Origin of the sequence: Rhodococcus wratislaviensis (assembly GCF_900455735.1) — a bacterium.
GTDB classification, from domain to species: domain Bacteria; phylum Actinomycetota; class Actinomycetes; order Mycobacteriales; family Mycobacteriaceae; genus Rhodococcus_F; species Rhodococcus_F wratislaviensis.
The window spans coordinates 45,366-67,261 of the sequence record NZ_UAUI01000001.1 but is presented as its reverse complement, the minus strand read 5'-3'; the positions used below and the strand labels follow the sequence as shown (position 1 = coordinate 67,261).

General features: G+C 65.9%; 21 protein-coding genes and 3 pseudogenes. 14 read left to right on the top strand and 10 right to left on the bottom strand.

Annotation, left to right across the window (positions count from 1 at the left end; translation table 11 throughout):
- Positions 1-83 precede the first annotated feature (83 nt).
- The 3 genes from DTA22_RS00345 to DTA22_RS00335 all read left to right on the top strand — a co-directional run bounded on the left by DTA22_RS00345 (position 84) and on the right by DTA22_RS00335 (position 2,436).
- On the top strand, positions 84-1,580 hold the full coding sequence (locus DTA22_RS00345) for a DUF4389 domain-containing protein (RefSeq protein WP_037232268.1): 1,497 nt from the start codon (positions 84-86) through the stop codon (positions 1,578-1,580).
- On the top strand, positions 1,577-2,119 hold the full coding sequence (locus tag DTA22_RS00340) for a flavodoxin domain-containing protein (protein ID WP_112298158.1): 543 nt from the start codon (positions 1,577-1,579) through the stop codon (positions 2,117-2,119). Before DTA22_RS00345 ends, DTA22_RS00340 begins: the two co-directional genes overlap by 4 nt.
- Positions 2,120-2,193: 74 nt before the next feature.
- On the top strand, positions 2,194-2,436 hold the full coding sequence (locus DTA22_RS00335) for a PLDc N-terminal domain-containing protein (RefSeq protein ID WP_112298824.1): 243 nt from the start codon (positions 2,194-2,196) through the stop codon (positions 2,434-2,436).
- Between the two features lie 15 nt (positions 2,437-2,451).
- Here DTA22_RS00335 and DTA22_RS00330 read toward each other — a convergent pair whose 3' ends face one another.
- Positions 2,452-3,459 (bottom strand): potassium channel family protein, encoded by a 1,008-nt coding sequence (locus tag DTA22_RS00330; protein WP_037232292.1) that lies wholly within the window; start codon positions 3,457-3,459, stop codon positions 2,452-2,454.
- Positions 3,460-3,608: 149 nt separating this feature from the next.
- Positions 3,609-3,689 (bottom strand): annotated as a pseudogene (locus DTA22_RS36540) (CBS domain-containing protein); the annotation flags it as partial.
- 177 nt (positions 3,690-3,866) lie between these two features.
- Between DTA22_RS36540 and DTA22_RS00320 the strand changes: the two are divergent.
- Complete coding sequence (locus DTA22_RS00320) at positions 3,867-4,970, top strand: 3-oxoacyl-ACP synthase III family protein (protein ID WP_112298823.1); 1,104 nt, start codon at positions 3,867-3,869, stop codon at positions 4,968-4,970.
- Complete coding sequence (locus tag DTA22_RS00315) at positions 4,954-5,829, top strand: 3-oxoacyl-ACP synthase III family protein (RefSeq protein WP_112298157.1); 876 nt, start codon at positions 4,954-4,956, stop codon at positions 5,827-5,829. The genes DTA22_RS00320 and DTA22_RS00315 overlap by 17 nt, the downstream gene beginning before the upstream one ends.
- 508 nt (positions 5,830-6,337) lie before the next feature.
- Here DTA22_RS00315 and DTA22_RS00305 read toward each other — a convergent pair.
- The 5 genes from DTA22_RS00305 to DTA22_RS00285 form a co-directional block, all read right to left on the bottom strand.
- Positions 6,338-6,505: a hypothetical protein gene (locus DTA22_RS00305; protein ID WP_245973265.1), complete on the bottom strand. Its 168-nt coding sequence runs from the start codon at positions 6,503-6,505 to the stop codon at positions 6,338-6,340.
- Positions 6,506-6,580: 75 nt separating this feature from the next.
- Positions 6,581-7,462 (bottom strand): universal stress protein, encoded by an 882-nt coding sequence (locus tag DTA22_RS00300; RefSeq protein WP_037232294.1) that lies wholly within the window; start codon positions 7,460-7,462, stop codon positions 6,581-6,583.
- Between the two features lie 122 nt (positions 7,463-7,584).
- On the bottom strand, positions 7,585-9,315 hold the full coding sequence (locus tag DTA22_RS00295; protein ID WP_037232271.1) for a GAF domain-containing sensor histidine kinase: 1,731 nt from the start codon (positions 9,313-9,315) through the stop codon (positions 7,585-7,587).
- A 60-nt stretch (positions 9,316-9,375) separates the two neighbouring features.
- A complete protein-coding gene (locus DTA22_RS00290) occupies positions 9,376-10,023 on the bottom strand; it encodes a response regulator transcription factor (RefSeq protein WP_112298156.1) in 648 nt (215 codons plus the stop codon).
- Positions 10,024-10,119: 96 nt separating this feature from the next.
- Positions 10,120-10,410 (bottom strand): hypothetical protein, encoded by a 291-nt coding sequence (locus DTA22_RS00285; protein WP_112298155.1) that lies wholly within the window; start codon positions 10,408-10,410, stop codon positions 10,120-10,122.
- 334 nt (positions 10,411-10,744) lie between these two features.
- On the opposite strand from DTA22_RS00285, the gene DTA22_RS00280 reads away from it, so the two are divergent.
- Positions 10,745-11,347: an Rv1733c family protein gene (locus DTA22_RS00280; RefSeq protein WP_112298154.1), complete on the top strand. Its 603-nt coding sequence runs from the start codon at positions 10,745-10,747 to the stop codon at positions 11,345-11,347.
- Between the two features lie 60 nt (positions 11,348-11,407).
- Here the strand turns inward: DTA22_RS00280 and otsB are convergent, their stop codons facing one another.
- Together otsB and DTA22_RS00270 are read right to left on the bottom strand one after the other, a co-directional pair.
- Entirely contained in the window at positions 11,408-15,049 is a 3,642-nt protein-coding gene (gene otsB / locus DTA22_RS00275) for a trehalose-phosphatase (protein ID WP_112298153.1), read from the bottom strand.
- A 72-nt stretch (positions 15,050-15,121) separates the two neighbouring features.
- Positions 15,122-15,655 carry a flavodoxin family protein gene (locus DTA22_RS00270; protein WP_037232275.1) on the bottom strand — a complete coding sequence of 178 codons (534 nt, stop codon included), beginning with the start codon at positions 15,653-15,655 and terminating at the stop codon, positions 15,122-15,124.
- Positions 15,656-16,142: 487 nt separating this feature from the next.
- Here DTA22_RS00270 and DTA22_RS00265 point away from each other — a divergent pair, with 487 nt between their 5' ends.
- The 7 genes and pseudogenes from DTA22_RS00265 to DTA22_RS00240 all read left to right on the top strand — a co-directional run.
- Positions 16,143-16,808, top strand: coding sequence for a universal stress protein (locus DTA22_RS00265; RefSeq protein WP_245973266.1), 666 nt, complete (start codon positions 16,143-16,145; stop codon positions 16,806-16,808).
- Positions 16,805-17,053, top strand: a complete 249-nt coding sequence (locus DTA22_RS36530) for a universal stress protein (protein WP_322789939.1) — start codon at positions 16,805-16,807, stop codon at positions 17,051-17,053. Before DTA22_RS00265 ends, DTA22_RS36530 begins: the two co-directional genes overlap by 4 nt.
- Positions 17,054-17,182: 129 nt before the next feature.
- Positions 17,183-17,437, top strand: coding sequence for an SHOCT domain-containing protein (locus DTA22_RS00260; RefSeq protein ID WP_037232277.1), 255 nt, complete (start codon positions 17,183-17,185; stop codon positions 17,435-17,437).
- Between the two features lie 209 nt (positions 17,438-17,646).
- Positions 17,647-19,068: a wax ester/triacylglycerol synthase domain-containing protein gene (locus tag DTA22_RS00255; RefSeq protein WP_112298152.1), complete on the top strand. Its 1,422-nt coding sequence runs from the start codon at positions 17,647-17,649 to the stop codon at positions 19,066-19,068.
- Between the two features lie 70 nt (positions 19,069-19,138).
- Positions 19,139-19,426 (top strand): DUF1876 domain-containing protein, encoded by a 288-nt coding sequence (locus tag DTA22_RS00250; protein ID WP_037232278.1) that lies wholly within the window; start codon positions 19,139-19,141, stop codon positions 19,424-19,426.
- 143 nt (positions 19,427-19,569) lie between these two features.
- Positions 19,570-19,917: pseudogene (locus tag DTA22_RS00245) on the top strand (Ni/Fe hydrogenase subunit alpha); the annotation flags it as partial.
- A gap of 49 nt (positions 19,918-19,966) precedes the next feature.
- Positions 19,967-20,233 (top strand): annotated as a pseudogene (locus tag DTA22_RS00240) (hypothetical protein); the annotation flags it as partial.
- On the opposite strand, the gene DTA22_RS00235 reads toward DTA22_RS00240, so the two are convergent.
- Positions 20,170-21,183, bottom strand: a complete 1,014-nt coding sequence (locus DTA22_RS00235) for an Acg family FMN-binding oxidoreductase (protein ID WP_037232281.1) — start codon at positions 21,181-21,183, stop codon at positions 20,170-20,172. The pseudogene DTA22_RS00240 and the gene DTA22_RS00235 overlap by 64 nt on opposite strands.
- 146 nt (positions 21,184-21,329) lie before the next feature.
- Between DTA22_RS00235 and DTA22_RS00230 the strand changes: the two genes are divergently transcribed.
- Entirely contained in the window at positions 21,330-21,827 is a 498-nt protein-coding gene (locus DTA22_RS00230) for an ATP-binding cassette domain-containing protein (protein WP_245973267.1), read from the top strand.
- The last annotated feature ends 69 nt before the right edge of the window (positions 21,828-21,896 follow it).

Sequence of the window (21,896 nt, the reverse complement as noted above, 5' to 3'; positions counted from 1 at the left end):
ATGGTGACCAATGACTCTGACGCGCGCCTGGAGGGACGCCTCACACTGAGTCTTCGGGGACACCGGACCGGGAGGACGTGCCTGTGCGAACCGGCAGAGTAGCTGTTCTGGTCCTGGGATGTCTCAGTGCCCTGGCCGGGTTCGCTCTGCTCACTGCCTCGGCGTTTCTCGGGTGGGCCTACTTCATGCAACGCGACGGTGGGCACTTCACCTCGCCGCCTGAGCATTTCGAGACGAGTGAGAGTGCCCTGGTATCGGAGAAGGTCGATCTCTTCGAGGGCGCGGACTTGCCGAAAGGGTTCAGCACCGAGGACCTCGGCCGGGTGCTGCTGCGAGTCACCTCGACCGTTCCCGGCCAAGAGATCTTCATTGGGATAGGCCCTCGTGACGAGGTCGACAAGTACTTCACCGGCGTTGCTCGCACCGAGGTGACAGAGGTGCAGTTCGATCCGTTCCGACCGACCTATCGGCAGATTCCCGGCACACGACAGGCAGCATTGCCTGGGGCACAGTCGTTCTGGTCCGTCTCCTCCTCGGGTCCCGGCACGCAGGAGGTGCGCTGGGAACTGCAGCAGGGTGCGTGGACGGCTGTCGTGATGAATGCGGACGCGGCCCCCGGGGTGTCCGCCGACATTCAGGCCGGGGCGCGCCTCACTTTCGTCGGACCGCTCGCTCTGAGTGTCCTGATCGGCGCAGTCGTCTTTCTGATCATCGGAATCCCGTTGATCGTGGCAGGAGCAATCGGTCTGGGTCGGCACGGTCCGCCGCAACCGCATCCCGTCGCACGGGACGCAGCCGACGACACATTCGCCGGCGGCGTCACCCCGCCACAGGTTCCATGGACCGTCTATCCCACTCGTCTCGTGGGTGAACTCGACGAGCCACTGTCGCGATGGCTGTGGCTGGTGAAGTGGTTACTGGCGATCCCGCACTACTTAGTGCTCTTCTTCCTCGGGGTCGCGTTCGTCGTCACCACCCTGGTGTCCGGATTCGCGATCCTGTTCACGGCGCGGTATCCGCGGGCCCTCTTCGACTTCGGCGTCGGCGTTCTCCGGTGGGTGTGGCGAGTGCAGTTCTATACCTACTCGGCCCTGGCGACGGACCGCTACCCACCCTTCACCCTGAAACGTACCGACTATCCGGCGGACTTCGACGTCGACTACCCCGTGCGGCTGTCCCGCGGACTGGTCCTCGTGAAGTGGTGGCTGTTGGCGATCCCGCACTACCTGATCCTGGCGCTACTCGCGGGAGGGTGGTTCGGGAGCTGGCGTGCCGGAGCGTTCGCAACCGACGGTGCGCACTACGGGCGGCCGTGGCTCCTCGGTTCTCTGCTCGCTCTCGCGGTGACCTTCTCGGCAATTGCGCTTCTCGTCACCGGACGGTACCCACACGGTTTGTTCGACTTCGTGATGGGCATCAACCGTTGGGCGTTTCGCGTCGCGGCCTACGCGACCCTGATGCGAGACGAGTACCCACCGTTCCGCCTCGATCAGGGACCATTCGAGCCAGTTGAGCCCAGGCCTCACTCGGGCGGAGACGATTCCGGTGCCGACACCTCCTCGGAAAGGCCCCGCCCATGAAAGTACTGGTGGCGTTCGCGACAGCGAAGGGCTCGACCCGCGGGATAGCCGAGCGACTCGGGTCGTGTATCGAAGGTTTAGGGCAGGAAGTCGATGTGCGGGCGGCCACGGACGTGTCATACGTGCACTCCTACGACGTGATCGTTCTCGGTAGCGCGATCCATGACGGGCAGTGGCTCGCCGACGCCTCCGACGCGGTCGAGCGCCTGCGGTCCCAGTTCGAGGGGAAGCGAGTATGGGCGTTTTCGGTGTCGTCGGTGGGCGTCACCAGCACGACCCTGTCCAGGCGGCTGGCGCGTCTTCTGCGTCGCGTGACACCGGAGCCTCGAGCAGTGCAGTTGCTGCGGGATGCGGCCGATGTGCGCGACCACCGATTCTTCGCCGGGGCGATCGCCCCGGGTGATTGGCCAGGATTCGGGCTTGTCGTCTTCACGCTCATGGGTGGGCACTACGGCGACGCCCGGGACTGGTCGGACGTGTGCACGTGGGCAGGCACCATCGCCGCCGAATCGACTCGGGACACGGAAAGACGGACCTAGATCCAGTGGTCGGCGCCGCAGAGGCATTGCTCTCGCGGTGCCGGGCCGGTGGAGGTGAGATCGGAGGAGCATCGATGAGTCCGTGGAAGAGGCGTGTGAAGTGGTCGAGTCCGACAACGCCGCAGCGCGCCGCGCTGGTCGTGGCGGCGGCGGTGCAATTGGGGCTGGCCGCGGCGGCCTGGGCAGATCTGGCGAAGCGTGATCCCCGCGAGATCAGGGGGAGCAAAACGACATGGGCTGCCCTGATCGCGGTGAACTTCATCGGACCGATCGCGTATTTCCGGTGGGCTCGCCGTACCCCGGCGGAGGCACGATGAAGGGCCGGAAACCGTTCAGGGTGAGCCGATTCCCTCACTCTGCTTGACCTCGCGGCGAAGCGCATCGAGCTGCGGCGCGGTTCCGAGGGCAATGACAATGGTGCCCGGGTCCAGACGTCGCTCCGGCGGGGGATTGGCGACGAACTGCCCCGTCGGTGACCGCAACGCCATCAACAGCGAGCCGGTGGCCGCAGCGAGGTCCGCTTCCGCCAGCGTCCGCCCGGCCAGCGGCGAACCAGCCGGGACCTCGACCTCCTCGATCCGGTAGTCCAGTGTCTCGTCGTGCATCACGACGTCCAGGAACTCGGCGACGTGTGGCTGGAGCGCGAAGGCACCCATCCGGCGCCCCCCGATGAGCTGAGGGTTGACGACGCGGTTTGCTCCCGCCCGAATCAGCTTGGATGTCGAGCCGTCGTTGCGGGCGCGGGCGATGATGATCAGATCCGGCCGCAACGCGCGGCTCGAGAGGGTGACATAGACATTGTCCGCGTCGGTGTCGAGCGCCGTGATCAGAGCGTGGGCGCGGCCGATTCCCGCCGCTTCGAGAACCTGGTCGTCGGTGACATCCCCGACCACTGTCGGGACGTCGAGGCCGGCGAGACGCTGCGGATCCCGATCGACGACGACGACCGGCATCCCGAGCGTGGCCAGGTACTGCACTCCGGCCCGTCCGACCCGGCCGACACCACAGATGATCGCGTGCCCGGTCATCCGGCTGATGTGTCTGTCCATTCGCCGACGCTCCATGTGCTGACGTAGATGTCCCTCGATGAGTGCCTCGAGGATGACCCCGAAGGTATACAGCGCCGTACCGGCACCCGCCAAGATGAGAAGGATCGTGAACCATTGACCGACCGCATCGAATGGGTGAACCTCACGGAAACCTACCGTGCTGATCGTCGTCACGGTTTGGTACAGCGCATCCAGAATGCCGAAGCCCAGGACGACATACCCGAGCGTGCCTGCAACGACGACGAACCCGAAGGCCCCCAGTGCGCGGCCGATCCTCAGGAGGGGACTCATCACGGTCCGCACGGCCGGTTCGCCGTCCGGTGCCACCCGCAACCGGGGACCGTGCCGCACGGAGTCTGCACCGCACGGCGCCCCGGTCCCGGGCCCGGGACCGCCGAGGCGCCTCGTCTCGTCACCGGCGCACGATCAGCAGCGGGCAAGACCAACCGAAGGCATTCGTCCACCGAGGTGGATCGGTCCACCGTGGTGACCGGGCTGCTCATGACGTGTCGCGCCTGCATGACGACTCCTCTCCTCGTCCCTCAGCGTCGGCGTGCCACTGTCACAGGACAAGGGTCCTAGGACCTCACCTCGCCGCATTCCTCGGTGCTGGTCGAACGATCCCCCGGAAGGGCCCAAATGCTCTGGTGACGAGATCGCCGGTGCGCGATTGTGGAGTGAGCACGGAGGTGGAAGGAATGGTCAAACGTTGGCTGGTCATGGAGACCGAGAACGGCGACCTGCGAATGCCGTTCGCTACGCGTCTCGCCGGGGCCGGCCGGCATCTACCCGCGACACATCTCACGACCACGGACCTGATGTCGACCACCCGTCACTCGACTCACATCGACCTCGAGCGGCTCACCGGGATCCGCGAGCGCCGCGTGTCGGTGGGGGACGAGGACTCCTACACACTGGCGATCTCGGCGGCACTGGATTGCCTGGGACGGTCGAACCGGGACGCCGGTTCGATCGATGTGGTGGTCAGTTGCAGCATCACCAAGTTTCACGGCGGTCTCACCCAATGGCTGGAACCGACGATGAGTAGTGCGGTCGCCCAGGCGATCGGCGCGCAGGGGGCGATGACCTTCGATCTCTCGAACGCGTGCGCCGGCATGTTGACCGGTGTGACGGTGATGAACAACTGGGTCCGTCAGGGAATCGTCGAACGGGCACTTGTCGTCAGTGGTGAGTACATTTCGCAGCTCGGACAGAATGCCGCCCAGCACATCCGGAACATCATGAGCAAGGAGCTTGCGTGCCTCACGCTCGGCGACGCCGGGGCCGCGCTGCTCCTCGAACGTGCCCCTGCCGGATCGGCCGGGATCGGTTTGGCCGGATTCACCACCGTCGCCGACTACAGTCGGCTCTGTCTCGCGTACCCGAAGGGCGGCGACCCCGGCGCCCGGATGTTCACCAATTCGCGGGGGATCCAGCGGGCGGCGATCGCGGACACCCCGCTGTTGCTGCACGAGGTGCTCGACGCCGCCGGGATCTCCCTCCACGACATCGATCACGTGATCACACACCAAACCTCGGCGCGGGCGATCCGCAAAGGGATGGCCGAGGTGACCGCCACGCTGGGCGATTCTCCACGGCACGACGCGGTCATCACCGTCGACCGCTACGGAAATACGGCCTCGACGACCCACACCGTCGCGCTCGTCGAGGAACTCGAAGCAGGCCGCATCCGAGCGGGTGAGACCGTAGCGTTGATCGCCCTCGCATCGGGTTTGGAGATCGGCGTCGTTCTGTTGACTCTGGACGAGGAATTGGTGGCACGCTATGGGCACCATCATTGATCGGCTCGACGTCACACGAGGCGGCTGGCGTACCCGCCACAGTGCATTGCATCTCGCGGTGTCGGCCGCCCAGACCTGCCTCGAACGGGCCGGTCGGAACGCCGACGACCTGGACCTGCTCGTCAACGTCGGATTGTACCGCGACCGGAATCTGGGCGAGCCCGCCCTCGCGGCGCTCATCCAGGAAGATATCGGTGCCCACCCGGAGGACCCCCACGACGACACGCACGGGACCTTTTCCTTCGATGTCGCAAACGGATCCTGTGGGGCTCTCAACGGTCTGCAGATCGTCGACGGATTCCTGCGGTCGCACACGATCGACTGGGCGCTGGTGGTTGCCAGTGATGCCGATCCCGGACGTGGGATGAGCGAGCACTTTCCGTTTGCGCCGACGGGTGGAGCCATCCTCTGCCGCTGGACCGACGACGAATTCGGCCTGGGGCCCGTCCATTGGGTGAATCGCTCCGATTCCGGTGAAAGCTTCTGTGCCACAGTCGGGCTCGAGGATTCCCGGAACGTACTGCGGTTCCGGGAGTCGGATTCGATGGACGAGCGATTCGCGACCGCCGGAGCGCAGGCGGCACGGGAATGCCTGGAGGCATCCTCCCTCGACCTCGCCGATGTCGATTTGATCGTGGCCGCTCCCGCCCGGCGGAAGTTCCGCGCGACGCTCGCCGAGCACCTGGGCGTCCCCGTGCCGCGGATCGTGGTCGCGGATGACGAACGGATGCACACCGCGTCCCTCGTGGCGGCCCTTGACCGCCGGACGGGTGGTATCCCGGCCGGGAACCGAGTCCTGATCATCGCCGTGGGTGCAGGGGTCACCGCCGGTGCCGCCCTGTACACCGAACACCCCTGAGCCCGGGCAAAGGCATCGTCGGGTCAGCCGGCCGCGCCGTGCCGTGCCCGACACCCCGCATCGCCGCGTGGCTCGTGCAACGCGAGTTCGGCCTCGTGGACGGTCCGGTGAACCGGGTGCGGGCCCTGTCCTCGTAATCGCGGTCGACGACCCAGCCGTTGTCGCGGCCCACGTCCATGCCCGCGTACGAACTGAAGGCCACCGGCACCGTCCGGGGCATGTCACCTTCCCCGATCAGTTCGTCGTTCGCCCACAAGGACCCGTGACCACCGCTGTCCGGTTCGGGCTCGTCGGTCTCGAACAGCATTTTCCCGGTGACGTCACCGGTCGGAATCTTCTGCTCGGACGCCTGCCTGTACGTCTACACAGCGAGGAAGGAATACGTGTGGTGGAGTACGCCGGTGCCGTCTCCGAGTTCTCTCGGTCGTCGACATGAGAGTGCGTCACATCAGGACGGGCCGGGTCCGCGCCGAAGGTCCGTGCGCCCGCGCTGCGTCGTCGAGCCACGTCAGCAGCATCGTTCCGATTCCGTCTGGTCGGCCGGCCTCACGTAGTTCGCGACGCCGACCAGGATGCCGCCGATGAAGGCGCCCAGCACGTAACGCCCGGGGTCTTGCCGGCACAGCGACTCGGCCAGATCCTCGAGATGCTTCGGACGGGCCCCGGAGAACCTCATGGAGGCGTCGTGCGTGTCCATCCGCTGCCGGACGCGAACGTGATCGGCCGCCGTGTCCCTCCGGACAGTGGCGCCCTACCGAACGATGAGGAGCGGGCAGCGCACCGAGTGCATCAAGGCCCGGCTCGTGGATCCCAACAGCATGCTGGTGAATCCGCCGCGTCCGCGGCTACCCACGACGAGAAGTCGCGCGTTGTCGGCTTGTTCGCGCAGGTTGCGTACAGGTCGGTCCATCACGACCATCGTCCGAACCTTGACGTCGGGGAAATCCTCGGCCCGGCCGGCGAGACTCTCCGACAGGAGGGCTGTTTCCTGGGTGACGACCTGCTTCCAACCGGAGACGCTACCGCCCTCGTAGTGCACGGGGAGGTCGACGTCGGACCAGGCGTGAACGGCCACCAGTTCGCACTGCCGCAGGTCGGACTCCTCGAACGCCATCGAAATGGCGGGCTCGCTGTGCGCCGACCCGTCCACGCCGACGACGACGGGCCCCTCGAGCCGGGTGACCTCGGAATCGGGAAGCCCGTGGATGACCGCGACCGGGCACGGTGCGTGGGTGGCGACCGCGGCGCTGACCGATCCCAGGAAGCCGCGCTCGATGATTCCCTGCCGATTCGAGCCGACGACGACCATCGCTGCGGATTTCGACCTTTCGAGGAGTTCACCGGCCGGCGTTCCGGTACAGAGGGTGGTGTGGATGTCGAGGGAATGTCCAGGTACCGCTCGGGCAGCGATCTCCGCGGCGGCAGCCAGCCGGTTCTTGCCGTTGCGTTCCTCGTCGTCGAAGAAACTCTCCGGCATGCCGATCGGGACACCGTAGGCGCCGGGAACGAACGTGGTCGCGATCACCGACAGTGGGGAATTGCGCAACGCCGCCTCCTGCGCGGCCCACGCGACGGCCTGGAGGGACGACGGTGAACCGTCTGTTCCGACAACGATTGGGCGGCGGGCGGTCATGGTGTTCTCCTCCAAGAAGCGCGCGGCAGAAATTGCAGCTACCTCTCATCGTTATGGTGCGCCCGTCACCGGCGTAGGGGAGAAGGTCCCCACCTTCTGTGAGCGGGGGAGCCGATCCCGGTTCAGGGCAACGGCGCCGACCACCGGAGCGTGGTTCCGCCACCGGGGGTCGTGTCGATGGTGAAGTGCCCGTTGAATTCCCGAGCACGGACAGCCAGATTGTCCAGGCCACTCCGGGAGACGTCGTCCGGAATGCCGGTGCCGTTGTCCGCGACCTCGATGGTGAGATCGTCGTAGACGGAGATGCTGACCGTGACCGTGTCGGCTCGCGCGTGTCGGACGGCGTTGCTCAGCGCCTCACGCAGGACTGCCTCGGCGTGTTCGGCGAGCGCGGCGTCGATGACGGACAGTGGGCCAGACATGTGCACCGTCGTGCGTAACCCGGAATCCGCGGTGGTCTCGGCGACGATTTCGTGCAGCCGCCGTCGGAACTGGGTCATACCACCCGAACCGCCGTGAAGGTCGAAAATGGCGGTACGGATATCACGCACGATGTCGTGAAGGTCGTCGATCGATTGTTCGAGTCGTTCCTTGACGATCGGAGCCTTCGCCCTCTGCAAGGTGCTCTGCATTGACAGGCCGACCGCGAAGAGCCGCTGGATGACGTGGTCGTGGAGGTCCCGCGCGATCCGATCGCGATCGGACAGGACATCGAGCTCACGCATTCGGCGTTGACTGTTGGCGAGCTGCAGCGCGACGGCCGCCTGATCTGCGAACCCCGACATCAACGCCAATTGGTCGTCCGTGAACGGCGACGCTTCGACGTGACGGAGCGTCACCAGAACCCCTGCCACCGATTGCGCGGCGCGCAGGGGCAGCGCCAGCGCCGGGCCGAACCGGGTTCCGGTCTCGAACCCAGGATCGAAGGCCAGCGCGGTGACCCGAAGCGGTGTCCGCTCGCGGAATGCCTCACCGGAAGTGGATTTCTCGATCGGGATCGTCCGGCCGATGATGCGATCCGACACCGTGCCGGCCGACGCCGTGACGACGAGTTCGGTGACCTCGTCCGACGGGATGTCGGGATCGTCCGGCACCGCAAGGAAAGCACTGTCGGCGCCGGTGAGGGCAAGCGCGTCGTCGGCGATCACTTGCAGCACCTCTGCCGTCTCGCTGCCCGCGAGTAGTTCGGTCGCTATCTCACGTGTCGCCTCGAGCCAGGCTTGCCTCGCCCGGGACTCCTCGTACAGGCGGGCGTTCTCGATGGCGATCCCGGCGGCGGCCGCGAGTGCGCGGAGAAGAACCTCGTCGTCCTCGGTGAAGTGTGCACCGTTCGCTTTCTCGGTGAGATACAGATTCCCGAACACCTCGTCTCGGATCTGAATGGGCACTCCCAGAAAGGTTTTCATCGGCGGATGATTGGCCGGGAATCCCACCGAGGCTGAGTGATGTGACAGGTCCTCCAACCGGACCGGCTTTGGATTGGTGATGAGGAACCCGAGGACCCCGCGACCGCGGGGCAGGTCGCCGATACGCTCGCGTGCCTCCTCGTCGATGCCCTCGAAGACGAACTCACTCAAGCCCTCACCCTGGGCGAGCACCCCCAGCGCGCCGTAGCGGGCATCCACGAGATTGATCGCGGCATGGACGATGGTGCGAAGCGTGTCGTCGAGGTCGAGTCCCGACGTGACCGCGAGCATCGCCTCGAGCAGCCCGTCGACGTGATCTCGGGCATCGACGATCTGCGCGATGCGTTCCTGCACCTCGGTAAGGAGCTCACGGAGCCGCAGCTCGGACAGGCTACCGAGTAACGGACCCCGGTCGCGCTCATCCGGTTGACGGGTCACAAGACGCATTCTCCCACGTAGCGGCGTTGCTACATGACGGAACCGCTACTGGACTCAGGGCTTCGCCCGTCAGGTGTCGGACGGTCTCGACTGCATCTTCGTGGCGAGTACCGCCGCCTGGGTCCTGCGCTCCACCCCCAGTTTGGTCAGCAGCCTGGACACGTAATTCTTGACGGTTTTCTCGGCAAGGAACATCCGCGCAGCGATCTGACGGTTCGTCAACCCCTCCCCGAGCAGGGCGAGGAGTGTCCGTTCCTGATTGGTCAGATGCCCGAAGATTCCGTCCTTCTCACTGGCGTTCGCGCGGACCTTCACCATCAGAGCAGCGGCGGCGCGACTGTCGAGGAGCGACTTGCCGGCCCCGACGTCGTGGACCGCCTGGGTCAGTTCCATACCCCGGATATCCTTCACGACGTATCCACTGGCCCCGGCGAGAATCGCGTCGAGCATCGCCTGGTCGTCCGTGAACGAGGTCAGGATGAGGCAATGCAGTTCCGGCATCAGTGAGTGCAGTTCGCGGCACAGTTCGATTCCGTTGCCGTCGGGAAGTCGTACGTCGAGGACCGCGACGTCGGGTTTCAGGGCCGGCACTCGCGCCATCGCCTGCGAGTAGGAGGCGGCTTCACCGACGACGGTCAGATCGGGGTCGGCGGTGAGGAGATCGGCGATTCCGCGCCGGACGACCTCGTGGTCGTCCACGAGAAAGACGTTGATCATGCCGCAACCTCCAGTCGTGCTGTGTGATCGCTCCGGAGAATCACACTACGCCGGGAGCAGTAGTCGTCAGAAGCGTCGCCCGAGGAGCCCCAGTGGTCATCGAGCAGCTGGACGGACCGGGCGCGCCCCGTGCCGGCGTGGTCGGTGGGGCATCAACATCGCCACGGCCAGGCCGACGGTGGCGACGAGGGTCGCGGCCGCGCCGACTCCGACGAGTGGGGTTGCGAGCCAGGCGCCGAGCAGGACGACCAGGCCTGCGGTCACTGCTCCCGACAACAACGCCAGCACCAGCCCGACAGGGTGGAGGTACAGGAACTCACCGGGTTCGTCGTCGCGCCGGTGACGGTCGTCGCGCGGCCGCGACGCGGTGGAGTGACGTTCGAACATGAGGTCCTCGTTCCTTCGCCGACGGGTGGTTCCGATGATGTGCGTCGGCCTCTTCCACAACGGTGCGATAACGGCGCGCACGATTCCAGGGCCGAAAGTCACTCTTGTCGGGTTTTCCCGGGAGGACGCGAAGCATGTGCGACGTCCGGCGTGCAGCGAAGCTGCGCCTCGATTCAGGGCAGAGCGCGGAATGATACTGCAGGACAGGGTAACCCGACCTCCGATACGAAGCGGGCAGACGCTCCGGTCACCCCTGCCAATGACCTTGTGCCCTAGGCCGCCCACCTCGTGCGCGGAAGACTTGGAAACAGGAGTATGGTTCGAGGAGGCTGCGATGCCCACTGATCAGGCACTGCGCTGGTGGCGTCTGGCGCCCTGGAGCCGAAATCCGCTCATGCGGGCCACGGACCGTTGCGACTCCGTCGTCGCGGCCGTCCTGATCACAATCATCCTGATCGTGGTCCCATTCGCGGCGGCGTTCGGCACCGTGACGTACACCGGCCTGAACGAACGGTCGCGCGCCGAACTCCAGACCAGGCATGCACAGTCTGCCGTTCTCATCGATGATCCGCGACAAGTGGTGGTCGCCGACGCGCACACCCGCTCCCCGGAAACGCAGGGCCGTGCGACGGCTCAGTGGACTGCACCGGACGGCGCCCTGCGCTCGACCGCCGCGAAAACCGCACCCGGCACTCGCCGCGGCGACACCGTCACTGTGTGGGTGGACACGAACGGCAACGTGGTCGCCGAGCCCCGGTCGGGAGTGCAGAACGCGGTGATCGCCGTGAGTGCGGCACTGTCGGTCTGGGCGGGCGCGGCGGTCTGCTCCCTCCTGCTGTATGCGGGGGTGCGGTCGATGAACGGACGAAGCCGGATGCGCCAGTGGGATAAAGAATGGAACGATCTCGGCCGCACACCGGGATGGCCGGTCGGCTGACAGCACCGATGCGCTGGTCGTGGGACGGCGGCGCCGACGGTGTCCAGCACAGCCTGACTTCTAGCCCAGACTGACCGTGCACCCCGGCTCCAGTCGGACGACCTGGTCACGACACGAGATCTCGATCGCGCGTTGATTCCCGGCGCCGGCGCTGACCTGAACGCGTCGACCGCTGATCGTCAGCCACAACTGGTGCCCGCGATAGACGATCGGAAATTCGAGCGCACCGAGCGTTTTCGGCCATTCCGGGCCGAAAACGAGTCGATCACCGCGAGTTTCGAGTCCGGTGAAACAGCGCTGGAGTAAGTCGATACTTCCCGCCATGGCCGCCAAGTGGATCCCCTCGGAGGTCGTGCCCCCCTGGATGTCCGTGATGTCGGACGCAAGCACCTTTTCGAAGAATTCCATGGCCTTGTCACGATTGGCGCGGGCCAGCACCCAGGAATGCACGACCGCGCTGAGCGTCGAACCGTGAGAGGTCCGGGCGATGTAGTAGTCGATGGTGCGCGGTATCGCCTCCGGTTCGAGCTGATATCCGAGTCGCTCGAACAGATCTCGCAGTTCGTCGGCGGACAGCAGATAGAACAGCATCAGCACGTCGGCCTGTTTCGAGGCCCGGTACCGGTTGACGTCGTCTCCCTCCGCCTCGAGGATGCGGTCGAGCCGTTGAATGTCGACGTACCGCTCCCGGTAACCGGCCCAGTCCAGTTCCGCCAGCGCCTCGTAGCCCTCGAACTGACTGATGACCCGATCGTGGAACGGCACGAACATGCGGCGGCTCACGTCCGCCCACCGGGCCATCTCGTGGGCATCCAAGCTCAGAGAGTCGACGAGATCGGACCGGTCGGGGGCCGGTATCGCCTCGAGCGCCTCTCTCGCCCGGAGGATCACCCACACGGCCATGACGTTGGTATACGCGTTGTTGTCGACTCCCTCGTGCGGAGCCTCGGGGTAGCCGGAATGAAACTCGTCCGGTCCCATGACACCGCGGATCGTGTAGCGACCCCGGGGCCCTTCGTAGGAGGCGAGGCCGGCGAAGAAGCGGGCTATCTCCACCAGCATCTCGGCGCCGAAATCACTGAGAAACTCCAGGTCCCCGGTGACCTGGTAGTAGTGCCACACGTTGTAGGCGATCGCGATGCCGATGTGGTGTTGGCGCCAACTCGGGTCCGGGAGCCAGCGACCGGACCGCGGGTTGAGATGCACTTGCTGGCTTTCCTCCCGGCCGTCGCTGCCCGACTGCCACGGGAACATCGCGCCACGATAACCGGCCGCCCGCGCGGCCCGGCGGGCCTCCGGCAAGCGACGGTACCGGTAGCGCAGCAACGACCGGGTCAGAGTCGGCACCCGCAGGTTCAGGACCGGGAAGACGAACAACTCGTCCCAGAAGACGTGGCCCCGATAGGCCTCGCCGTGCAGACCCCGGGCCGGCACCCCGACGTCGAGGTCGGCGGTGTTCGGCGACACCGTCTGCAGGAGTTGCATCTGATGAAGCCGGGCGATGCGCAGGGCGTCCTGGTAATCGCCGAGGGTGATGCCGATACGGTCCCAGAGGTGCCCCCAGGCCAGCACGTGACCGTCCAGCACTTCCTCGAACCCGCCGATCGACGGCACCCAGCGTGCCGCTTCCGCGGCCGGCTCGGACAGCGCGTGATCGCGCCCCGTGAATACTGTCACCATCTTCTCGAACGTCACGGACTCACCCTCGGTGAGGTCGACCGTGATGTCATGGCCGATGCGGCCGTCGCGGTCGAGCAGACGGTAGGTGGACGTGCGGTGTCGGTCGCGGGGCGACAGCGTGGTTCGTGCCGCCATGGCCACTGGTATGCGCGATTGATTGGTCTGCATCGCCAGCAGGACAGAGTCTGCCGACAGCGCGCCTGAATGGAGTAGCACAAGATGATCGGCGGCGAGATCACGGTACCGCTCGACGAGGGTATTGCGGACCGAACCATCCAGGGCCGAACGCAATTCGAACGATCCCGACCAGTTCTCCGCGATGATCGTCGTCTGCAGCGCGCAGACGTGGGGGAGGTGCATGGCGACGAATCTCCGCTGGATGACCGACGTCGCTCGCCCGGCGTCGTCGCGGTACCGAAACCGGCGGGTGAGCACGGCGCGACGCAGATCGAGGTATTGGCGGTACTCGAGAAGGTCGACGGCGTCGACGTCGAACCACGGCCCACCCTCGATACGAAAGGTCGTCGTCAGCCAGTTCGGCGCATTCACCATGCTTTCGTTCACGATCTCCCTCCCGGCACGCTCATCGCGCAGGCGGTTGTACACGCCCGCGAGATACGTGCCCGGGTAGTGGACGGGGCCGGCGGTTGCTTCGGGTGCGCACCCGCGAGTCGCGAAGTAGCCGTTCCCCAGAGTGCAGATGGCCTCCCGTAACTTCTCGGTCGCGGGTTCGTAGCCGTCGAAGAACAGCATCCATGCATCGGCCGCGGATGCGGTTTCGGGGTCGCGGCCGAGAAGATCCGCCAGACGCTGCAGCAGTTCGCGGACCTGAACCGGACCGTTCACGGCGAAGCGTGCTGCCGACCGTCGATCCCCGACCTCACTGCTGCGGACGACGATCCCCACCCCGTTCGCCGTCACGGCGTCGAATGCGTCCTCATCGGTGAGGTCGTCGCCGACGTAGATCGGAAGTAGGGACTTCGCGTCGTGGATGTGCTCGAGGACCCAGTTCAGTGCGCGTCCCTTGTCCCAATCGACGTCGGGACGGAGTTCGACGACCTTGCGACCCCCGGTGACTCGCAGGCGGACCTCCCCGGAGGTGGCAACATCACGGACCGTGGCAACGACCTCGTCTATCCGGTCGACTGCAACGTTGCGATAGTGCACGGCGACGGTGTACTTCTTGGGCTCGATCAACACGCCCAGCACGTCACGGAGGCGGTCGGTGAGGGCGCGGGTGGCGTAATGCAGCGTTGGTACCGCGGCGAGAGCGTCAGGATTCTGGTAGTACTGCCCCTGCGGTCCGGCCAGTTCGAACCCGTGGCTGCCCGCATACCAGAGCTCCGCCATGCCGACCCGTGCCTGCACGTCCGCGAGGTCGCGTCCGCTGATCACCGCCACTGGGCACTCGCGTGTCAACCTCGCCAACTTGTCGGCCACACCGTCGACAAGGACGGCCGCCGACGGATCGGACACGATGTTCGCGAGTGTGCCGTCGAAGTCGAGAAACACTGCGGGCCTGCGGACCCGGAGGAGGGCGGTAACTTCGTGCCGAGACGTCAAAGCGTCCGGAATCTCGGACAGCCGGAGATCGCCTGCACGGAACTGGATCTCGGAGGGGTCGGCGACGACGATATCTGCTCCGCATCTTTCCAAGTCGGCCGCGCGGCGGTCGTGACCGACCCCGATGACGAGTGCGAAGCCGCCCCGCCTGGCCGCGGCTGCCGCTTCTGCGGAGGCCGTGACGACCACCGCACCGCCCGGACGTGCCCCGAGTCGGTCGGCGGCCTCGACCGGCGACGCGCCGTCGACGCGAACGGGAAACACGTCGGCGATTCTTGCGGCGTCGAGCACCGGTCGAACGTCGCGATCGGTCGAGAAGACCGCCGTCGCCACCCCGCGACTCTGCAACTGACGGACGAGTGCTCTCGTGGTGTCGGTCCGCGCGGACTCGGCCATCACGACGTCGAGGTCGAAGATCACCGCATCGTGCCGTCGCAGATCGATCGCAGATCGTGACATGGGCTCAGCTTCCGGGTGGCGAACGCGGTCGCAGTCACGAGCCGATAACGAGCCCGGGCGACGTGGGATGTGTTACGCGCGAGGGGAAGTGACCTGCTGGGCGAGTGCCCGACCCCACTGCTCGGCGCGGATCTCCTCACCTTCCTCGAGCCGCGATTCCTTGTCGACGAGGAAACTTTCCGACTCGGCTACGAGATCGAACCCGCGCCGGCGCAGCTTTCGGCAGATACCTTTCGATGCTCGGCCGGTCAGGAGGGCTGGGCCGTTGGCGCGAGTGTCGAACGCCACCGCCTTCCCGTGAGTCGGGGGGAGCCCGTCGAGCCACTCGCGGAGGCCTTCGCTTTCCGCGTCAGGTTCCAGTGCCACAGTGCTGTCCGGTTTGTGGGCTGTCACGGCTGCCCCGTGACGGGTCGACTCGCGACTCATCCCGTGGACATGCGTCGGACCGCCGACCATCACGAGATCGTAGCCGGACAGGTCTTCGTCACCGGCTCGGGCGACCGGGACCGCTGTGACGGTTCCCGCGGACTCGAGACCTCGGGCGATCGCCTCGGCCACGTGCCGGGTGTTTCCGAACATCGATTCGTAGACCACGAGTGTTCGCATGTCGACTCCTTCTATGGTTGGTGGGCTCGGCGCCGCGATCTGTGCCCGAGCATGTTCCGGCCGACGGTTCACGTCGATGGGTGTGCACCGAACATCACACGCGCCCACCAGTCGGCCAGCGGGCTCGGATCGGGCCAATCGACTCGGTCTTCCTCCGTGTCCGGCACGGGCGGCTGCGCCTGTCTCATCGCCGACCGATTTCCCTGTCGACGATGGTGGGGTGGGGGATTCATGGCGAACTCCGAGGTGTCGTGTCACTTCGGATTCAACCAACGATGTCGTCCACCGAGTAGGGTCTACCGTCACTTTCTGGGACTATGCCCCGTGCATAGGCGTCGGGCCCCGCCGCGTTGCAGCCAGATGACCTATGCCCCTACCGACGCCGTTGCCGTATCTGCGACCGTGACGGTGACCGGAGGTTGAGGCGTGTGAGCGTTCTCGCGCAGCATCGGTCCATCGTCGTCGGTGTCGGCGGTCGGAAAGAGCGATGCGAGCCGCGGTGTGGGCGCGGTCGCTCGGCGGAAGTCTGTGCCACTGCGACTGGCTCACGTCCTGCCGAGTCCGGGATACCACTACAGCGAAGCCGCTCTCCTCTTCCAGAACGAGTTCGCCGAGGAAGATCCTGGATCGGGCCGAACGACGCGTGAAGAGCGCCTTCCCCGACATCACCGTGTCGTGCAGCACCCATCCCGGCCCTGCGGGGCCGGCACTCGCAGGCTCGAGCGCGCACGCGGAGATAGTGGTGGTGGGATCCACCGGTGCGGGTGCACTGGAATCGCTCCTCACCGGCTCCACGGTCCTGCAGGTGGTCAACCGTGCGCACTGCCCGGTCACCGTGTTCCGATCGGAGGCCACGCCCTCGGTGCCCGACCACCGTCCTGTCGTCGTCGGCGTCGACGGGAGTGACCTGAGCTCACTCGCCATTCGCCACGGCTGTCGAGTTCGCAACGTTCTTCGAGGTCCCGCTCCTCGCGGTGCACGGCTGGGGTGCCGGGGACATTTCCGAGCGCCCTGCCGTCCGGACGATGGTGAACTGGGCCGTCGTCGAGGAAGAACACTCCGTTCTGATGGCGGAAAATCTCGTTGGCTGGCGCGAGAAGTGCCCGGATCTACACCTGACGACCGTCATCGAACAGGCCGGTCCGGCAGCTGATCCTCGAATACGCTTGCGACGCAGAACTCGTCGTCGTCGGCAGCCACGGCCACCACCGCCTGGCCGGAGCGTTTCTGGGATCGACCAGTCAGAATTTGCTCCATCACGTCGCCTGCCCGATCACGATCTGCCGCCGGGCGAGCGATTCCGCCTGCGCGCCCAGCTTGGTGCAGGTCTTCTATCTCTCGGCGGTCGCCCGATGCCACCACCATCGCTTGTATACAACACTGGATACGGTGCACTGATTCCTTCGGGGTAAACCACCGGAAACGGCCGAAAGACCCTGTGAACGACCCCTCGCACGGTTGGACACTGGTAATACGGCGGACCCACCGGGACACACCGCCGAAAGCACAGTAGGAGGCCGCCCCGTGATGTACGACGACGATTTCGGCGGTTGGGGGTATGCACTGATGTTCGCCGGTATGGCGCTGTTCTGGGGGCTGCTGATCGTGGGAATCATCCTGCTGGTCCGTTATATGAGTCACCCGTTCCCGGCACCGCCCGGTGGGGCGCCGCCGCTTCGCAGTGCCGAGGCGGTCCTTGCCGAGCGGTTCGCACGCGGAGAGATCGACGAGCAGGAATACCGGAGTCGCCTGACCATTCTGCGCGCCGGGACGACACCCTGACACGAGCGCACGGCGAAGGAGGTGACCGTGATGGATGTGATGCAGATGTTCCACATGTTCATGATGTGGCTGCACAGCATGGGTGTTCTGCCACCCATGCCCATGATGCCGATGTGAACCGTGGCCACCGGGAACCCCAGGGGACTGGGCCCCGGCGCACACCGAAGACCACCGACACAGACCGACCGCAGACCCGATCGACGAGCGAGTTGACCGACGTGAGCACGACGAATCAGCGCTACATGACCCAGACGGACTTCATGTCGTGGCGGATGGAGGAGGACCCGATCCTCCGGTCGACCATCGTGGCGGTTGCGCTGCTCGATCGTAGTCCGGATCAGAGCCGATTCGTCGACATGATGCGCAGGGCGGTCGACCTGGTTCCCCTCTTCCGGCGGACGGCGATCGAGGCTCCGGTGGGCTTGGCGCCGCCGAGGTGGGCGGACGATCCGGATTTCGATCTCAGTTGGCACCTGCGCCGCTACACCCTCCCCGAACCACGAACATGGGACGGGGTTCTCGACTTCGCCCGGACCGCCGAGATGACCGCCTTCGACAAGCGCCGTCCGCTCTGGGAGTTCACCGTTCTCGACGGACTCCCCGACGGCAAGTCGGCCCTCGTGATGAAGGTGCATCACTCTCTCACCGACGGTGTCAGTGGAATGCAGATTGCCCGGGAGATCGTGGATTTCACCCGCGATGACGGGCCTCGGCCGGACCGGACCGACCATCGGACGGCCGCGCCGGACGGTGAATCGCCCACTCCGCCGGGCCGCCTCTCCTGGTACCGGAACACGGCCACCGATGTGGCCCGCCGGGCATCGAACGCGCTGGGCCGCAACAGTGTTCGACTGGTCCGGACTCCGAGGGCCACCTGGCGCGAAGCAGCCGAACTAGCCGGCTCCACACTGCGCCTCACGCGTCCCGTGGTCTCCACACTGTCCCCGGTGATGACGAAACGCAGCACTCGGCGTCACTGTGCGGTGCTCGACGTGCCGGTGGACGCGCTCGCTCAAGCGGCCGCGGCGGGTGCCGGTTCGATCAACGACGCGTTTCTGGCTGCTGTCCTGCTGGGAATGGCGAAGTACCACCGACTGCACGGCGCCGAGATCAGCGAACTGCGGATGACGCTGCCGATCAGCCTGCGTGCCGAGACGGACCCGGTGGGAGGCAACCGCATCACCCTGGCACGTTTTGCACTACCCACCGACATCGACGATCCTGCCGCGTTGATGCGCCGGGTGCACGCCACAGTTCATGCCTGGCGCCACGAGCCCGCGATTCCGCTGTCACCGACGATCGCCGGCGCCTTGAACCTGCTTCCGGCGTCGACACTCGGAAACATGCTCAAACACGTCGACTTCGTCGCCTCGAACGTCGTCGGATCTCCGGTACCACTGTTCATCGCCGGGGCGGAGATTCTGCACTACTACGCGTTCAGTCCCACACTCGGATCGGCGTTCAACGTGACCTTGATGTCCTACACCACGCGATGCTGTGTCGGGCTCAACGCCGACACCGACGCCGTCCCGGATCTCGCGACCCTGACCGATTCGATAGCGGACGGGTTTCGCGTCGTCCTCGCGCTGTGCACGAAGACAACCGATACGAGGGTGGTCGTGGCCTCGTGATCGCGGCACACGCACGTACCCGACAACCACATCGTGGACACGACACCGTGTCCACACCGAACGGAGGCCGATGAACATGACCGAGAAGAACTGGTCCGTGGAGATCGTCATCGACGAACACGACGCCGACGAAGGCGGGTCCAGGACCCGGGCACAGGCCCGACTCCGAACCCGCGACACCCACACCCTCGTCGGGGTCGGGCTCGCCCGCCGGAATCCCGCCGACACCGAGATCCCCGAGATCGGGGACGAATTGGCCACCGCACGTGCGTTGGCCGACCTGGCCCACCAGTTGATCGAGCTCACCGCGGCCGATGTGGAAGCGGCCACGCACAGCCGCGTTCACCTCACCGAATAGCCTGACCGCCGGGTCGGCAAAGGAGTGAGCGCATGGATCGGCAACCGACCGTGCACACCGATGCGAGCGTCCTGGATCGCCGCGGCCTCGACCAACTGATCGAGGCCCTCCGCGCCCGCAGCTATTGCGTTGTCGGTCCCACCGTCGAGGAAGCGTCGCGGATCATCGACCGATACCTGCGGCCTGCGGAGCCGTTCACCGCCGGGCCACCGATACACACGGTCGGGCACGGGGTCAGCGAGGCACCCCGTGGACTGCTGTATCACCGATACGAGTTCGATCCCACCGGATCGATCCGCGCCGCCATCATCATTCCTCCGACCTCGCAGAATCAGGCTGCCATCGACCACGATCTACGGCGCGCGGTGGACGGGAATCTCATGCTGACCGATGATGATCTGACAACGCTGTGCGAACGAACCATCCGCAACTACTATCCGTACATCTCCTGCGCCACCCACTTTCTGACCCTCACGGTCGACCGCCGATGACCGTCGTGGTGATCGGGCTGGGAAACGATCTCCGCCTCGACCCGGCACCGTCTATCGGCTCACTCCGGGCGAACTCGGCGACGTTCGGGCGGGGACGTTCAGCACGCACGGAATCGCGCTCGACCACACCATTCGGCTCGGCGCCGCGCTCGATCGGCTGCCCCACAGAATGATCGTCCTGGCGGTGGAGGTCGCTGATCTGGGCGGTGGCCGCCGGCTTTCACCCGAGGTGCGCAGGTGTCGCCGGAAGCGTCAACGAGCGGAGTGGCGGCGGCCGATCGAGAAAACCGACTCGACAGGGCGTCGCGGAGTCTGACGTGGCGGAGACTTCTTCTCAGCAGTGCCCACCCGAATCAGAGCCTGCGGGAAGCCACCGTCGGGAAGCAGTTCCCGAATCATCTCCCGGCTCTGACGTAGTTCGGTCGTGTGCGTCAGCGGGCATGTCGCGAGACCGCTGACGGTCGCCTCCAACAGCACCGCGGACAAGGCCTCGCCGGCCCGGAGCCACGCATCACGGCCGTCGCTGTCGGTGCTCAGCACGAGAACCGTCGAGCGGTCGATCTCCGCGCTCGCGTTGTTGTCGCGGCCCGCGGGGAACCGGCGCCCGATGTCGACGCGGTCACGGTTCTCCGCGGTTGCGAGGGAATCCGCCGGTATTCCACCCTGAGGAATGGAATGACCGGCCCACCAGTGGAGCTCGGCCTGGTAGGCGGAGTCGTATTTCCGTGCGGCCGCGGTCAGCTCCGTCGCCTTCGCAAGAGTCGGACGAGCGTCCCTCCCCAGCAACGTCAGGTGGACATCCGTGCGGTGCGCCACGTCGGTCAATGCCGTGGGCAACGGGGTCTTCACGCTAATCGGGCCGAAGGGCCTGCGGTCGGAATATCGGTGACGGATCGCCGCAAGCAGATCGAAGTCGTGCGACTGGGGCCGCGCGTCGTGGCGGAACCGAATCGTCGCCAGATGCCCCGAGTGAGGACCCTCCGGGACGCGCCGGATGTCCACGGACCATTTGAGCCCGGTCAATGCCGTCTGGAGATGATTCAGCGCCGCACCACAACTGACGACCAACTGCCGGCCCGACGGGTCCGTCGAGGCCAGAAGCCTGCCGCGTTCCGTGTAGAGGTCGAGCTGCCCGTCGGCGTACGTCCACTGCCACGGCTGACTGTTGTGTACCGACGGTGCCCGGCAGGCGAGGTCCACGGCAATGCGGACGACGTTCTCGTCGGGAATGGTGGTGTCCACGATCGCCTCCTTGATGAATCGCACTCCACCCTGACCCGGGTCGGACAGTCGGTGCGTCCACCTCAGTGTTCGCCTTCCAGTGGCCTGAGGTAAGGGCCGATGGTCACTGCCGGATGATTCGGGCCGGAAGACCCTACTGACGGCAACTGCGCCGCTGTAAGCCTGAGAAGATGTCCAGCGACATCGCCATTCGCACGGTCGGCCTCACCACGCGGTTCGGCTTCATGCTCGCCCTGGGCACGGTGGACGTGAATATTGTCGAGGGTGAGGTCTTCGGTTATCTCGGCCCCAATGGCGCCGGAAAGTCGACCACGCTGCGTCTGCTCGTGGGCTTGCTGCGTCCGACTGCGGGATCGGCCCACGTGTTCGGCCTCGACGCATGGTCATCGGCGCCCGCGGTTCATCGTCTGATCGGCTATGTCCCCGGCGAATTGGCACTGTACGACCGCATGACCGGCCGCCAGCACATCACGTACTTCGGACACCTGCGTGGCAAGCCGGGCGACAAAGCGGCGACAGTTTTCGCCGATCGGCTCGACCTCGACCTCGACCGAACCGTCCGGACGATGTCGAATACTGACATATGTGCTCAACGGCCTCGGGCCTGTGGTGTCGTGGTTGGCGCCGTGGCAACGATATTCACCGTTCTATCAGTACGCCGAGCATGATCCGTTGCGCCATGGGTTCTCGTTCGCGGCAGCAGCCGTCTCCTCGCTCACAATTGCAGCGTTGCTCGG

Bases quoted from the DNA above. Each gene is read 5' to 3' on its own strand.
- DTA22_RS00300 (WP_037232294.1), bottom strand. From the start codon at position 7,462: ATGACCGCCCGCCGCCCAATCGTTGTCGGAACAGACGGTTCACCGTCG.
- DTA22_RS00230 (WP_245973267.1), top strand. From the start codon at position 21,330: ATGTCCAGCGACATCGCCATTCGCACGGTCGGCCTCACCACGCGGTTC.
- DTA22_RS00340 (WP_112298158.1), top strand. From the start codon at position 1,577: ATGAAAGTACTGGTGGCGTTCGCGACAGCGAAGGGCTCGACCCGCGGG.
- DTA22_RS00305 (WP_245973265.1), bottom strand. From the start codon at position 6,505: ATGAGGTTCTCCGGGGCCCGTCCGAAGCATCTCGAGGATCTGGCCGAG.
- DTA22_RS00320 (WP_112298823.1), top strand. From the start codon at position 3,867: ATGGTCAAACGTTGGCTGGTCATGGAGACCGAGAACGGCGACCTGCGA.
- DTA22_RS00330 (WP_037232292.1), bottom strand. From the start codon at position 3,459: ATGAGTCCCCTCCTGAGGATCGGCCGCGCACTGGGGGCCTTCGGGTTC.
- otsB (WP_112298153.1), bottom strand. From the start codon at position 15,049: ATGTCACGATCTGCGATCGATCTGCGACGGCACGATGCGGTGATCTTC.
- DTA22_RS00250 (WP_037232278.1), top strand. From the start codon at position 19,139: ATGAACATGACCGAGAAGAACTGGTCCGTGGAGATCGTCATCGACGAA.
- DTA22_RS00335 (WP_112298824.1), top strand. From the start codon at position 2,194: ATGAGTCCGTGGAAGAGGCGTGTGAAGTGGTCGAGTCCGACAACGCCG.
- DTA22_RS00315 (WP_112298157.1), top strand. From the start codon at position 4,954: ATGGGCACCATCATTGATCGGCTCGACGTCACACGAGGCGGCTGGCGT.
- DTA22_RS00265 (WP_245973266.1), top strand. From the start codon at position 16,143: ATGCGAGCCGCGGTGTGGGCGCGGTCGCTCGGCGGAAGTCTGTGCCAC.
- DTA22_RS00290 (WP_112298156.1), bottom strand. From the start codon at position 10,023: ATGATCAACGTCTTTCTCGTGGACGACCACGAGGTCGTCCGGCGCGGA.
- DTA22_RS00270 (WP_037232275.1), bottom strand. From the start codon at position 15,655: ATGCGAACACTCGTGGTCTACGAATCGATGTTCGGAAACACCCGGCAC.
- DTA22_RS00280 (WP_112298154.1), top strand. From the start codon at position 10,745: ATGCCCACTGATCAGGCACTGCGCTGGTGGCGTCTGGCGCCCTGGAGC.
- DTA22_RS00260 (WP_037232277.1), top strand. From the start codon at position 17,183: ATGTACGACGACGATTTCGGCGGTTGGGGGTATGCACTGATGTTCGCC.
- DTA22_RS00295 (WP_037232271.1), bottom strand. From the start codon at position 9,315: ATGCGTCTTGTGACCCGTCAACCGGATGAGCGCGACCGGGGTCCGTTA.
- DTA22_RS00285 (WP_112298155.1), bottom strand. From the start codon at position 10,410: ATGTTCGAACGTCACTCCACCGCGTCGCGGCCGCGCGACGACCGTCAC.